At 60.0% G+C, this 13,876-nt stretch carries 10 protein-coding genes; 6 read left to right on the forward strand and 4 right to left on the reverse strand.

All coding sequences use genetic code 11. The features are described 5' to 3' along the window. Positions 1-204: 204 nt before the first annotated feature. Complete coding sequence (locus tag ACMGGG_RS17175; RefSeq protein WP_054890905.1) at positions 205-939, reverse strand: FKBP-type peptidyl-prolyl cis-trans isomerase; 735 nt, start codon at positions 937-939, stop codon at positions 205-207. A 271-nt stretch (positions 940-1,210) separates the two neighbouring features. Between ACMGGG_RS17175 and ACMGGG_RS17180 the strand changes: the two genes are divergently transcribed. Then, positions 1,211-2,566 (forward strand): hypothetical protein, encoded by a 1,356-nt coding sequence (locus ACMGGG_RS17180; RefSeq protein WP_414154111.1) that lies wholly within the window; start codon positions 1,211-1,213, stop codon positions 2,564-2,566. Between the two features lie 32 nt (positions 2,567-2,598). Here the strand turns inward: ACMGGG_RS17180 and pcaQ are convergent, their stop codons facing one another. Next, positions 2,599-3,531, reverse strand: a complete 933-nt coding sequence (pcaQ, locus tag ACMGGG_RS17185; RefSeq protein ID WP_063546857.1) for a pca operon transcription factor PcaQ — start codon at positions 3,529-3,531, stop codon at positions 2,599-2,601. Between the two features lie 150 nt (positions 3,532-3,681). Between pcaQ and ACMGGG_RS17190 the strand changes: the two genes are divergently transcribed. From ACMGGG_RS17190 to ACMGGG_RS17210, 5 genes are all read left to right on the forward strand, one after another. Beyond that, positions 3,682-4,107, forward strand: coding sequence for a DcrB-related protein (locus ACMGGG_RS17190; RefSeq protein WP_414154112.1), 426 nt, complete (start codon positions 3,682-3,684; stop codon positions 4,105-4,107). 28 nt (positions 4,108-4,135) lie between these two features. Next, positions 4,136-8,755 (forward strand): RHS repeat-associated core domain-containing protein, encoded by a 4,620-nt coding sequence (locus tag ACMGGG_RS17195; RefSeq protein ID WP_414154113.1) that lies wholly within the window; start codon positions 4,136-4,138, stop codon positions 8,753-8,755. A 19-nt stretch (positions 8,756-8,774) separates the two neighbouring features. Continuing rightward, positions 8,775-9,212, forward strand: coding sequence for a hypothetical protein (locus ACMGGG_RS17200; protein ID WP_414154114.1), 438 nt, complete (start codon positions 8,775-8,777; stop codon positions 9,210-9,212). A gap of 6 nt (positions 9,213-9,218) precedes the next feature. Further along, positions 9,219-9,488: a hypothetical protein gene (locus ACMGGG_RS17205; RefSeq protein ID WP_414154115.1), complete on the forward strand. Its 270-nt coding sequence runs from the start codon at positions 9,219-9,221 to the stop codon at positions 9,486-9,488. Positions 9,489-9,856: 368 nt separating this feature from the next. Beyond that, positions 9,857-10,354: an Imm42 family immunity protein gene (locus ACMGGG_RS17210; protein WP_414154116.1), complete on the forward strand. Its 498-nt coding sequence runs from the start codon at positions 9,857-9,859 to the stop codon at positions 10,352-10,354. Positions 10,355-10,915: 561 nt separating this feature from the next. Here ACMGGG_RS17210 and nirD read toward each other — a convergent pair. Continuing rightward, entirely contained in the window at positions 10,916-11,278 is a 363-nt protein-coding gene (nirD, locus tag ACMGGG_RS17215) for a nitrite reductase small subunit NirD (protein ID WP_151926318.1), read from the reverse strand. Continuing rightward, entirely contained in the window at positions 11,278-13,830 is a 2,553-nt protein-coding gene (gene nirB / locus ACMGGG_RS17220) for a nitrite reductase large subunit NirB (protein ID WP_414154117.1), read from the reverse strand. Before nirB ends, nirD begins: the two co-directional genes overlap by 1 nt. Positions 13,831-13,876 lie beyond the last annotated feature (46 nt).

Consider the following 13,876-nt stretch of genomic DNA (forward strand, 5'->3'; position numbering starts at 1 on the left):
CACGGGGCAAGGGTCCCGCTCAGATCGGGCGTTTTTTACACAACCGTTTCAGACAGGCAAACGATTTGCGTCAGGCGTGCGGTTGGGTACGCTTCAAGGTACCTCATGCTCAGACAGTGAGACACCCGCGGCGTTCGCGTCAAGCGTGCGGCCCAAATGAAAACGCCCCGTCGAAACGGGGCGTCAGGTATCGCAGTTGCCAGATTACTTGGCCGGCGCTTCGGCAGGCTCGGCGTCCAGCTTGCTCGGGTCCTTGATGGCCAGCAGCTCGAGGTCGAACACCAGTACCGAGTTCGCCGGGATCAGCGGGCTCGGGCTCTGGGCGCCGTAAGCCAGCTCGGCCGGGATGTACAGTTTGTATTTCTCGCCGACGTGCATCAGTTGCAGGCCTTCGACCCAACCTGGGATCACGCCGCTGACCGGCAGGTCGATCGGGTTGCCGCGCTCGATGGAGCTGTCGAAGACCTTGCCATCGATCAGCTTGCCTTCGTAGTGGACGGTAACCACATCGGTCGGTTTGGGCTGCGGGCCGTCGGCCTTCTTCACGACTTCATACTGCAGACCCGAGGCGGTGGTGACCACGCCCGGCTTCTTGGCGTTGTCCTCAAGGAACTTCTTGCCCTTGGCGGCCGCTTCCTCGCTGGCCTTGGCCAGACGCTCCTCGGCGCGTTTCTGCAGGGCGGTGAAGGCTTCAACCAGCTCTTCGTCCTTCAGACGGGCTTCTTTCTTGCCGACCGCATCCTCGATACCCAGGGCCACCGCTTTGGAGTCCAGGTCATCCATGCCTTCTTGCGCCAGGCTCTTGCCCATGTTGAGGCCGATACCGTAGGAGGCCTTCTGTGCTGGGGTCTTCAGCTCGACGCTGCTGGTCTGAGCGTCGCAGCCAGCCAGGACCAGGCCTACCAGGGCAACCGCAGCCGCCAAACGATGCTGTTTCATGCTATTTCCTTGTTCATGCGCCATGAGGGCAATCAGGGTAAAGCCGCGAGCTTATCAGGCGGCCATGACCAATGGCTACCGGCATAGGAGCGGGTTTGTGGCAGGAAGTTCCTGTATGAACGAAGGTTCATCGTTGTCACCCTTTGTCACCGAGCAATCCCTGCGCGAGTGACTGTGCACGAGCGCAGTACCTGACAACTCTGCCAGTTGTGCCAATACCCACAGGTAATTAAGTTTGAGGTGCACATAATCCTCGCAAAGGACCACCGTGATGAAACAGAAACCCGAGGTCGATAACCATGTAGATCCAACAGCTCCTCAGCGCGATCCTGCGTCACCCCCGCCAATCAGAGTGGAGCATGATCAAGCTGAAGAGCAAAAGATTCCTTTCGATCTTGGTTACGGCACCAACGGCTACGCCTATTTCACCAGCAAAGAACGCCCTTCGGTAGGCGAGCCCGAACTTATTCTTGCCAGCCGCCACGATGAAAACCGCTTCTATGTGGCGGCTTGGCAAGAAAACCGAGGCACTCATACCTTAATTGTATTCATCACCTGCCTTGATCGTTATGGTAAGGAAGTTTCGAGCTTCGGCGATCGCGGAAAGTTTCATTTCGACACAGAAACTGCCAGATACAACTTTGTAACAGCCGTGGCCGAGGACACCACGGGTAACCTCTTGGTGGCAGCAAGTACTCGGAATGATGCTCAATATCTATGGAAGCTGACCCCCGCGGGGAAACCCGATGAGTCGTTCGGGCAAGGCAAAGGCTACGTCAATGTTACAGACATGCTGGGCTATAGGTTTGGTATGACACACCTAGTCTCCTTTGAAACGAACTGGTTCATTATCACCGCGAGCCCCAGTACCGATCAGTATGGTATTTTGGCATTGGATGAGAAAGGTGAAAGAATCATGTCGTTCGGGGTTGCTGGTCATCAGCTGCTCCAGGCTGTGATACCCGAGAAGTACTCATATTTTTATGGCACGGGAATGGCTGTGATTTCCGCGCCCGGCAACCAGAAGCGCCTCGTCTTCTCGGCTGTTGCACACTCAAACGGTATAGCCCATTGCCTGACCTGCGCACTGACCAAGGACGGTGAACTCGATACCTCGTTTGGTGAAAACGGGATTCATACATCTGACCCGGACATCACTCCAAACGGAATGAGCGTTACACAATCGCCCGAGTCGATTTTGCTATATGGGTATCGTTGGAACGCGTCAGTTGGCGCAGCAAATCCAATCGTTTATAGGCTTACGCCTGACGGCAAGCCCGATAAAACATTCAACCATGGCAATATCGTGATTTTTGAAAAACTCGGTGGTTGGAATGCCATGATTCAGTACAAAAAAATGATTGTAGGATTTGGCCGTTTCTATACTCGCTCTCTGGCGGTGCGGTATAACTATGACGGTACACTCGACAAATCCTTCATGCCCCCGGACGGCCATGGGCAACTTGGTGATATCTACCCATCTGACGGGTTCTTTGTAAACTCAGGGTCCATGTCCATCGCCATCGACAGCGGCAAGCAACGGATGTTGTTCTGCGGTAACGACGAGCAACACCAAAATGGCTATAACATCCCTTGCGTGATCGCCATTTCCCTCAAACCAGAGTAATCCTGACCCGTTCAAACCTTGGAAGTGGCAGGTCAGGGAAACGCTCCCTCGCGAAACTGACCGGCCACTTCACGCAACACTGCACATACCCACTCCCCGCTCGCATCGGGCGTCAATGCAGTATTTCGACAGATCCCCACCGAGCCTCCAGGCTCGCGAACACCGAGGTCCAGCTCGACCAGTTCACCGCGGCGCAGATCGATCAGCACTGCATCGCGCGGCGCCACCCAGACCGCGTCGCTGCCCAGCAGATAACGCCGGCTCAAGGCCAGGGACAGGGTCTCCAGGCGCTGAGCCGGCATGGCAATGCCACACTGCACGAACAGGCTGTCGGCGTGCTGGCGGATGGTGGTGCCTGCTGGCGGCAGCACCAGGGCATGGTCGCCGATCCTGGCCCGCTCCAGTGGCTGGCGTGCCAGCAATGGATGGCCAGGACGCACCACCAGGCTCATGGATTCGCTGTACAAATGCTCGAACGACAAGCCCTGGATCTGCGGGCTGTCGGTCATCCGCCCGACCACCAGCTCCAGCTCACCCAGGCGCAGTTGCCCCAGCAACTGCGCACTGACCCCGGTGACCACGCTGATCACCAATGCTTCATGACGTTGATGCAGGCGGCACAGCACCTCCGGCATCAACAGCCCCTCGACGGTGGACAGCACCCCTATGCGCACCTGCGACGGCGTCCTGGCCTCGCCGCGCACCGTGCTGACGCCTTCGCGCAGGGCCTGGACGCTGGGCCCGGCGTAACGCATGAAGCGGGTACCCGCCGAGGTCAGCTCGACGCCTTGTCGGGTGCGCTCGAACAGGCGCGTCTCGAGCAAGTCCTCAAGCTCCTTGAGCGTCTTGGAAATGGCCGGCTGGCTGATCGCCAGGACATCGGCCGCCCTGGCCAGACTGCCCTGACGGGCGATCTCCAGAAAGCACAGCAAATGGCGGTACTTGATGCGGGTATCGAGGTTCATGCACGGCAGTGTAACGGTGTGCATGAGAGCTGCAAGTCGTCTATGAATACCCTTTCCTACAACGACTCGATCCCATTCTGACAATGCGCAGCTTGCCCTCAAGGCGCTTGGCTTTGTAGGGTGCAGCTTTCCCCGGCAAGGAGCCAACCGATGTCGCTTTACCAAACCCAGGACCTATCACTAGACCTGGGCGCAGAGCTGCCGCAGGACAGCAGCATGAACATGCTGACGTTCCCCGAACGCGGCACCACCTTGGTGATCGCCCGCAGCCCGCTCCCCGCAGACCAGTCCTTCGACATCGTCTACCGCCAGCAGCTCGAACAACTGCGCAGTCGCCTCGATGCACACATCACCGAGCCTCAAGCCACGACTTGCGGCATGGCGCAAGTCATCCAGGGCCTGGAAGTCGGCCTGCAGTTCCAGCGTGGCGAAATTCGCTCGCACCAGCGTCAACTGGCCTATCCCCATGTGCAGGCACAGCGTCTTATGGTGCTGAGCTATAGCAAGGAGACACCGCTGACGGAAAACGACCTCATGCACTGGCAAGCCATCAAGGCGAGCCTGCAGACACGCTGACACCCCTCCAGCAAGGAAGCCCGGATTCATGGCGCAGGACCTCCACGCCGCCCGCAAGGACGACCTGATACTGCACCCACCGTTGATGGCCGAGCTCACCAGCGCGCTGACCGAGGCGGTGGTCTATGCGGCCGCCACGGCCGCAGTGGGTGCGGCCTTGGGCGCCGCCGTCGCCGCCACCATCGGCACCGGCGGGGCGGCGGCTGCACTGGTGCCGGTGGCCGCCGGCCTGCTGGTAGGCGCGGCCAGTTCGCTGCCCGGCGGCGGCGACAAGAGCATCGGCGAACACATTTCCGACTTCAGTGACTGGGTCGGCAACTCGTTGTTCCCGCCCGAGCCCTATGGCGCCATCCTGACCGGCTCCGCCAACGTCCATATCAATGGCGTGCCCGCTGCCCGTGCTGCCGGCATCAGCCTGGGCGTCGAGGCTTCGCCCGACACCCCCGAGCCCCCCTCCATCCTGGAGAACGTAGGTGCCTACGCCATGTTGGGCGCCTCGATGATGCTCCCGATCATCGGCATGGCCCAGGACATCGCCAGCATCTTCAACCCTCCGATCACTACACCCGCCGATCCCGGCACCCAGGAGAGGGGCGAGGATACCATCACCTGCAGCAAGCACCCGGCCAAGAACTTCCTCGCCCAGGGTTCGGACAAGGTCTTCATCAACGGCCAGCCCGCAGTTCGGGTCGGCGACAAGACCACCTGCGACGGCCCTGTGGGCATGACCTTCTCACCCAATGTGCGCATCGGCGGCGGCACCCTGACGGTGCGCGACATTCGCGATGGCAAGAGCGCACTGGCGAAGATCATCGGCATCGTCGCCGGCATGCTCCTCTCGCGCCGGGGTGGCAAGGCCCGCTCACGACCGGGCAAGGCACCCAAGCCAAAGTCGATGATTCCCAAGTGCAAGGGCCATCCGGTGATCGTCTCCAGCGGTGCCAAGCTGCTCGATGGCCCTGACGACCTGGATTTCGCCCTCCCCGGCCTGCTGCCGATCGAGTGGGCCCGGCGCTATGACAGTAACGACACGCGCGGCGACGGCGTGTTCGGCCTGGGCTGGAGCCTGCCTTATGAAGTGTGCATGGAGCGTGTCCCCCACCCTGAAGGGGGCGAGCTGTGGATCTATGTCGACGAGGAAGGCACGCGTATCGAACTGGGGCGCCTGCAGCCAGGCAGCGCGCTGGTCAGCAGCCTCGACGGCCTGGCGTTCTTCCATCAGGATGCCGGCATCACCGTGGTCGAGGACATCTACAGCGGCCAGTACCAGGTGCTGCGCACCGACCCGCACGACCCGAGTCGTTCACGCCTGGTGCAACTGGGGGATCGCAACCTCAACCGCCTTGACCTGCTCTACGACAACGACGGCCGCCTGCAGTACCTGGTCGACACCTTTGGCCGCACGGTGGTCGAACTGCTCTACGACAGCGTGCATGCTCGCCGCGTCGGCCAGGTGCAACGTCTGTTCCTGCGCGAGGGCAACGACTTTGTGGTCGAACGCCGTGAAACCCTCGCCACCTACACTTACACCCCTGCCGGTCAACTGAGCGAAGTACACGAGCCGGGCGGCCAGGTGCTGCGACGTTTCAGCTATACCCCTGAAGGCCTGATGGCCAGTCACACCCTGGCCAGCGGTGCGACCTTCCATTACCAGTGGCAGCGCTTCGCCGCCGTCCCTCGTCCGACACCGAACCTGCCGCCGCTGCTCGAGCCGCAGCCAGACCATGAGTGGCGGGTGATCCGTCACTGGAGCGAAGACGGCGAGGACTACCACTTCCACTACGACCTGGCGCAGGGTCATACCGAGGTCACCGACAGCCTAGGTCGCAAGGAACATTTCGAGTGGGGCCCGTTGCACGAGGTATTGGTGTACGTAGATGCACTGGGCCAGCGCTGGCAGGAAGAGGTCGTCCAGGGCCAGTTGCTGGCGAGCATCGACCCGCAAGGCGCCGAGTGGCGATACCACTACGATGCACTCGGGCGCCTGATCGAAAGCCATGACCCACTTGGACGTTGCGAGCGCACCACCTACACAGAGCACTGGGCGCTGCCCACGCACATCAGCGATGGCGCAGGCCGCACCTATCGCAACGCCTACGACACCCGCGGCAATCTGATCAGTACCACCGACCCACTGGGGCGCACCACGCGCTACCGTCACGATCGACAAGGCCGGGTGGAACAGGTCATCGATGCACAGGGCAAGACCCGCCAGCTGGAATGGAACGCCCGAGGGCAACTGATTCGCTACAGCGACTGCTCCAACCGCACCACCCTCTGGCGCTATGACGAGCGCGGTCACCTGAGCGAAGTCTTCAACGGCCGCAACAACCGCACCCGCTATCGTTTCGACGCCCGTGGCCACCTGCTGGAAAGCACCCGCGCAGACGGGCGCGTCGACCGCTACCAGGTAAACCTGTCGGGGCAGTTGACCCAGCACATCGACCCTGGGCAGCAGCTCACCCGATGGCACTACGACGAGCGTGGGCGCCTCAGCCAACGCACCGACGCCATGGGGCTCACCCTTCGCTTCGCCTGGGATGCGCACGACCGCCTGCAACGTCTGGAAAACGAAAACGGCGAGCACTACGCCTTCCACTGGGATGCCCTGGACCGCCTGGCCGCCCAGCACAACCTCGATGGCGGCGGTCACAGCTATCGCTACGATGCAGCGGGCAATGTCATTGAGGCGAAGCTGCACCCGGCACGCGACGCCGAGCCGACGTTCCCCGGCAGCCCGCCGGAACCCGAAGCGTCGATACAGTCGCAATACTTCGAGTACGACGACGCCGGGCGCCTGTTGCGCAAGCGCACCGACGACGGCGTCACCGACTACGAATATGACCTCGCCGACAACCTGCTGGCGATCACCTTCACCAACCTGCAGGGAGAGCCAAAACGGCTCGCCTTCAGTCATGACGCCCTCGGGCAACTGCTGAGTGAAACCGGTGAAGCGGGCCGGCTTGCCTACGAACATGACGAACTGGGCAACCTGCAGACCCTGACCCTGCCTGATGGCCGACGCCTCAACCATCTGTACTACGGCAGCGGCCACTTGCATCAGCTCAACCTCGACGGCCGTGTGATCTGCGATTTCGAGCGCGACGAGCTGCATGCCGAAGTCCTGCGCACACAAGGCCGAATCCATACCCGGACCCGCTACGACAGCACCGGGCGCCTGCTGGAAAAAGCCCTGCATGTACAGGGCGCAGGCCCCGGCAGCCTGGCCCTGCTGAGCAAGCAGTATCGTTATGACGACAGTGACAACCTGATCGGCGAGGACTTCATCCAGTGTCAGCGAGCCCGCGACGGCGAGCCGACCATGCACGCCCAGATCATCGGTCGCCTGTTCGGCACCGACGCCAGTGGCAACGTCCAGCGCGGCCAGGTTCGCTACGACTATGGCCCGACCGAACGCATCCATGGCGCCAGCCGCACACTGCCTCATCGCAATGGCCAACAGGTCGAGCACTACGGCTACGACAAGGCCGGCAACCTGCTCGACGGTTACCCGATCAAAGGCTACATACGGCACAACCGCCTAAAGGTCTACCAGGACAAGCGCTACCGCTACGACCGCTTCGGCCGCCTCAGCGAAAAACGTACTGGCGCGCACCTGATCCAGCGCTTCGACTACGACGCCGAGCACCGCCTGGTACGCGTAAACCAGCAGCGCGGGCCGGTGCACGAGCGGGTGGTATTCGACTACGACCCGCTCGGCCGCAGGATCGCCAAGCGCCTGTACCGCAACGATCACCCTACCCCTGTCAGCCAGACCCTTTTCCTCTGGCAGGGTCTGCGCCTGTTGCAGGAAATCCAGGACGACAAACCCAGCCTGTACGTCTACGCCGACAGCGACAGCTACGAACCCCTCGCCCGCCTCGACGGCGCACCCGGCGCCGAACTGCTGCATTACTTCCACACCAACCTCGCCGGGCTGCCCGAGCAGCTCACCGATGAAAACGGCGCGACCATGTGGCAAGGTGAATTCGAGACCTGGGGCAAGTGTCGGGAAGAATGGCACCATGCCGGACAGAACCGTCAGCAGAACCTGAGGTTCCAGGGGCAGTACCTGGACCGGGAGACGGGGCTGCACTACAACACGTTCAGGTTCTATGATCCGGAGGTGGGGCGGTTTACGCAGCAGGATCCGATTGGGTTGATCGGCGGGGTGAACCTATATCAATACGGGGCGAATACCGCATCGTGCATTGACCCACTGGGACTGAGCGGATTCGACCCATTCGAGCATGGTGAACTCACGGATTTCCCGAAAGATCTGCATTTTGGCCAGAACAGGGCTGCGCCCCAGTTCAGCTCCATTGGTGCCCAGGTCCCCGAAATTGCAGGTAGACCTGTTCTTGACGTAGCGGATGATCTAAGAACTAATAAACTGTCTCCCGACAAGCTGCTGATCGCCTATACGAAAGATCCCGTCAGCGGCAAGTATGTAACACTCAACAACCGTGGGCTCGCTGCGCTCGTAAGCGCAAACAAATATCCAAAATATGCGATATTCGTTCCCTACCAGCATGCTCCTCCTCACCTCACAAAGGACTTCAAAAACAAACCGCCCTCGAAGTCGATTGATCTGACCCGCAACAAAGATGGGTCAGGACTCGTGACGCGCGTATCACCTTGTCCATGAACAGCACGAGATCATCGGTATGATAAAACTTCTCCCCCAGAACGTTGACTTTCTAATCAACACCACTCAACTCAACGCAAGCTACGACGAAATAGGTGTTGCATCGATTCAGGTTGAGGCTCAGCGACTCGAACACATCGAAAAGAATACCTACGCCATGGCGACGCTTGTTTTCGAACGCGTCGCTGAACTGCGCTGTATAACACTCAATTTTTTCGAGCACCAGTATCAAAACTACGAAATCCTGGGCAATCAAGATGATGAAGTAAAAACTTGGCGTGAGACCGGACTTCATCCTGACCCAAAATTCTATGAAGTCGTCGAATCAGCGCTGTTGGCAGAAAAGAATTCGTTCTATGACCCCGCCAACTTTCTTTCATTGAAGCATTACATCGTCGCGGGGTACGACAGCTACGTCGAGATCATCGCCGGCAGCTATCAATACGCTCTTGAGTAATTTTCCATGCAGAAAGACATCGCAGCGGAAGCTGATTTGTCAGAGATAAGTGCATGGCGTATGCACGAATCTCTGATTTCGCAGTATAAAGACATGAGTGCTCTAGCAAAAATCTCAGACACCGATACTGAGATGATTGCCAAACTCAGTGCGAGCCACCTGATAAGACAGGCCGAGCCCAATAGCTTATCACTTTCAAACCTCACGCCCGCACATTTGAACCTGAGCAGGCACCTGCAGGAATATTTAATCTCTTGGGCATACGAAGAAGAATAACTTGACGAATGCGCCGTGAACACCTTTGAGCGCGAGCACCCTTAGAAATACGACATGCTAAAAATAATAAAAATGCAAAATTCTTGAGCCACCAAAAAAGACAACAAATGCTTGCAACTAATCAAGAACGCCCGCGCATAAAAAATGAATCACATCCTGAGTAACAAACTTCTGACACTCAGAGTACAAAAATATGCTTCATACCTTCTTGGGGACTGATCCCGATTTCATCATATCGCTGAGCGACGATGAGCACGCCATCGAAATGCACATCGTCAGGTCGGCTCTGCCATCAAAAGGAATTTGAATCGTGGCGATGGTTCGCACTCTGTTCTGTCCACTCATCGATGCGAAAAAAGGCCGGTAGCATGAGCTACTATAATGCGGGGAAAAAAGAGTTGTTTTCAGTCTGCTGCTCGACCTGCACACCAAGCTTCAAGTCAGGTTGGATGGCCGTGAACCTATTTTTAGACAACCATCTCATCGGGGCCAACGAAGAGATCACGCAGATCGACACCTTCTTGAACATGATCAACGTCAAACTCGCAGATTATGATCTCGATTACGCTGACTCCCTAAGAAATCTGGACAAATCGGCCGTGCTTTCCCAGATCGAGCAAGGGTACGAGCACGCTCAAAACTGGATTGATTCTCGCAAAATTGGTGCTCTGTTCCTGTCGCTGAACCTGACGCCATGCCTTGATGGCGATGTGGTGGTTCTGCTCATGCTTGAAACAACGGACCGAGTCATCTGGAGAGCTCATGACGATGACGTGGTGCGAGAAATTTTCCTACCTCCTGGATACGTAAAAAACACACTGAACGATGTGATAAATTTTTTCAGCCCGCCCAAAAACCATGATTGATTCGTTCGAAACCTCATTGCTCGAGGTGCTCGGGCTCGTCGCAGATTTCGATCCAGAGTATGCACAATGGAGTTGCAAGCTCGGCACAGGGCCCCTCCGGCTGGAGTTGGTCTACTCACTGGACGGTACTGTTTCGACATCGCTGTATCTTGACGATAGGCTTCTGGCGTTCAATTACGCCAGCGGGCTGCATTGCCTTTCGATTGACGAGGACGAGATCTCATGCGACATCATGTCCGGATCACTTAGGCGAACACTCACCATCAATATCAATTCGCTAAGCGTGAGGTGGCAGGACTTATGATTCAGAACACCCGTTGAAACCAACGCTCCCGCGAGTGCCCCTCAAGCCAAATGTGCGCGCAGCGGTAGTTGAAAGCCGTGGAGCCACGTTTATCCGAGGACCTGCAAAAGTGAGCCAGACCCGAGGTCTACGCGGTACCTGTGGGAGCGGGTTTACCCGCGAAGCAAACACCGCGGTAGATGGCACCGGCTTTGCCGGTGTTCGCGGGCAAGCCCGCTCCCACAGGTACTGCACAGGCCGGGCAGGAGCCATACCTGCTAGAAACAGCGAATCTCGACCTGCCCCCCTTCCATCCGCACCGGCCACACCCGCAACCGCTGCCCCGCATCCTCCAGGCAACGCCCATCACGCAAGCTGAAATGCTGCTTGTACAACGGCGCCGCCACCACCAGCTCGCCTTGCAGGCTGCCAATCAATCCCCGCCCGATAACATTGGCGCCTGAACGCGGGTCGCGGTTGTCCACGGCATACAGTGTCTGCTCCTGCCCGGGCAGGTAGAACAGCGCGACCTGCTCGCCGTCGAGCCAGACCACCACCCCCGAATCGGCAATCAGATCATCGACCCGGCACACCGACTGCCAGATATCCTGTGGTGCAACGACAGCATTGGACAGGTTCATCAAACGAGCTCCTCGACAGTAGGGATCAACTCCAGCGGCGTAGCCGGTCGACGCTGTTCGCGCTCACGCACGAAATGCACATCCGGGTCAGGCCGCTGGTCGTTGACGAAGGTGCGGAAGCGCTTGAGCTTCTCTGGGTCTTTCAAGGCGTTGGCCCATTCGCATTCGTAGCGGTCGACCACATGCTGCATCTGCGCTTCCAGCTCGTCGGCAAGGCCCAGGCTATCGTCAAGGATCACCGCCTTGAGATAGTCCAGCCCGCCGTCCAGCCCTTCGCGCCACACCGAGGTGCGCTGCAGTTTGTCGGCGGTGCGGATGTAGAACATCAGCACGCGGTCGATCAGGCGGATCAGGGTGTCGTCGTCCAGATCGGTCGCGAACAGTTCGGCATGGCGCGGGCGCATGCCACCGTTGCCACAAACGTACAGGTTCCAACCCTTGTCGGTGGCGATCACACCGATATCCTTGCTCTGCGCCTCGGCGCATTCACGGGTGCAGCCGGACACCGCGAACTTGAGCTTGTGCGGCGAGCGCAGGCCCTTGTAGCGGTCTTCGATGCGCAGGGCCATGGCGACGCTGTCCTGCACGCCGTAGCGGCACCAGGTGCTGCCCACGCACGACTTCACCGTGCGGGTCGACTTGCCGTAGGCATGGCCGGTCTCGAAGCCCGCCTCGATCAGCTCGCCCCAGATCAGCGGCAATTCGTGCAACTGCGCGCCGAACAGGTCTATGCGCTGGCCGCCGGTGATCTTGGTATAGAGATCGTATTTCTTCGCTACCTGGCCGATCACGATCAGCTTGTCGGGGGTGATTTCACCACCCGGGATGCGCGGCACTACCGAGTAGGTGCCGTTCTTCTGCATATTGGCCATGAACGTGTCGTTGGTGTCCTGCAGCGGTACCAGCGAAGGGTCCATGATCGGCTGGTTCCAGCACGAGGCGAGGATCGAGCCCACGGTCGGCTTGCAGATGTCGCAACCGACATGCCCCTTGCCGTGGCGCTCAAGCAGCTCGTTGAAGGTACGAATTCCCTCGACCCGCACCAGCGCATACAGCTCCTGGCGGGTGTAGGCAAAGTGCTCGCACAGGCTCTTGTCGACCGTCACGCCGCGCGCGGTCAGTTCGTGCTCGAACACCTGCTTGAGCAGCCCCGCACAACCACCACAGCCGCTGGCCGCCTTGGTGCAGCCCTTGACCGCCGCCAGGTCCGCGCAGCCACTGTCGATGGCCGCGCAGATCGCGCCCTTGCTGACGTTGTGGCACGAGCAGATGGTCGCGCTGTCGGGCAGGGCATCGGCGCCCAGAGTCGGCGCGCCGCCGCTCTGCGGCAGGATCAGCGCCGCCGGATCCTGCGGCAGGGCGATGCCGTTCTGTACGTACTGCAGCAGGGTGTCGTAATAGCTGTTGTCGCCGACCAGTACCGCGCCGATCACCCGCTTGCCGCTGGCGTCGACCACCAGGCGGCGGTAACTGGCGTTGGCCTCGTCGATATAGCGGTAGCTGCGCGCGCCTGGGGTGGCGCCGTGCGCGTCGCCGATGGAGCCGACATCGACCCCCAGCAGCTTGAGCTTGGTCGACATGTCGGCACCGGTGAACTCGGCACTGGCCTCGCCGACCAGCAGCGCAGCAAGGTTGCGCGCCATGCTGTAGCCCGGGGCAACCAGGCCGAATACGCTGCCGTTCCACGACGCGCACTCGCCGATGGCGAAGATCCGTGGATCGCTTGAACGGCAGTTGCCGTCGATGACCACACCGCCGCGCGGCGCGATCTCCAGCTCGCAGGCACGCCCCAGGGCGTCACGCGGACGAATGCCGGCAGAGAACACGATCAGGTCGGTTTCCAGGTACTCACCACCATCGAACTTCATGCGGTGGCGATACTCTTCGCCCGGGTCGATCGACTGGGTGGCGCGAGACAGATGCACGCCTACCCCCAACGCTTCGATCTGCGCACGCAAGGCTGCGCCCCCTTCATGATCGAGCTGCACCGGCATCAGCCGTGGCGCGAACTCCACGACATGAGCCTCCAGCCCCAGCGACTTGAGCGCATTGGCCGCCTCAAGGCCCAGCAACCCGCCACCGACCACCACGCCACGCCGCGCCCCGGCAGCCGAGGCGCGGATGTCGTCAAGATCGTCGAGGGTGCGGTAGACCAGGCAGGCGGTACCGGTGGAGCCTTCGATCGGCGGTACGAATGGGTAGGAGCCGGTGGCGAGGATCAGTCGGTCGTAACCGTAGCGGCCCTGGGCAGTGACCACTTCGCCCAGCGTGCGGTCGATCTCCAGCACCGCTTCGTGCAAGTGCAGATGCACGCCGTGCTGGCCGTAGAATTCGGGCTCGCACATGGCCAGTGCCTCGGCGCTGCTGCCGGCGAAGTATTCCGACAGGTGCACACGGTCGTAGGCGCGCTGGCGCTCCTCGCCGAACACGCGCAGCTCGAAGCGCGCCAGGGCGCCGCGCTCGATCAGTTGCTCGACCAGGTGATGACCGACCATGCCGTTGCCGACAATGACCAGTCGCTCTCGTTGTCCGCCGTTCGCTGTTGCCTTCATAGCCGATCCTCGATCACGGTGTGCGGGGCTTGCCCGACGCAAAGAC

The sequence above is a fragment of the Pseudomonas sp. BNK-44-b genome (genome assembly GCF_047456245.1).
In the GTDB taxonomy this organism is placed as follows: domain Bacteria; phylum Pseudomonadota; class Gammaproteobacteria; order Pseudomonadales; family Pseudomonadaceae; genus Aquipseudomonas; species Aquipseudomonas machongensis.

Bases quoted from the DNA above. Each gene is read 5' to 3' on its own strand.
- ACMGGG_RS17175 (WP_054890905.1), bottom strand. From the start codon at position 939: ATGAAACAGCATCGTTTGGCGGCTGCGGTTGCCCTGGTAGGCCTGGTC.
- ACMGGG_RS17180 (WP_414154111.1), top strand. From the start codon at position 1,211: ATGAAACAGAAACCCGAGGTCGATAACCATGTAGATCCAACAGCTCCT.
- pcaQ (WP_063546857.1), bottom strand. From the start codon at position 3,531: ATGAACCTCGATACCCGCATCAAGTACCGCCATTTGCTGTGCTTTCTG.
- ACMGGG_RS17190 (WP_414154112.1), top strand. From the start codon at position 3,682: ATGTCGCTTTACCAAACCCAGGACCTATCACTAGACCTGGGCGCAGAG.
- ACMGGG_RS17195 (WP_414154113.1), top strand. From the start codon at position 4,136: ATGGCGCAGGACCTCCACGCCGCCCGCAAGGACGACCTGATACTGCAC.
- ACMGGG_RS17200 (WP_414154114.1), top strand. From the start codon at position 8,775: ATGATAAAACTTCTCCCCCAGAACGTTGACTTTCTAATCAACACCACT.
- ACMGGG_RS17205 (WP_414154115.1), top strand. From the start codon at position 9,219: ATGCAGAAAGACATCGCAGCGGAAGCTGATTTGTCAGAGATAAGTGCA.
- ACMGGG_RS17210 (WP_414154116.1), top strand. From the start codon at position 9,857: ATGAGCTACTATAATGCGGGGAAAAAAGAGTTGTTTTCAGTCTGCTGC.
- nirD (WP_151926318.1), bottom strand. From the start codon at position 11,278: ATGAACCTGTCCAATGCTGTCGTTGCACCACAGGATATCTGGCAGTCG.
- nirB (WP_414154117.1), bottom strand. From the start codon at position 13,830: ATGAAGGCAACAGCGAACGGCGGACAACGAGAGCGACTGGTCATTGTC.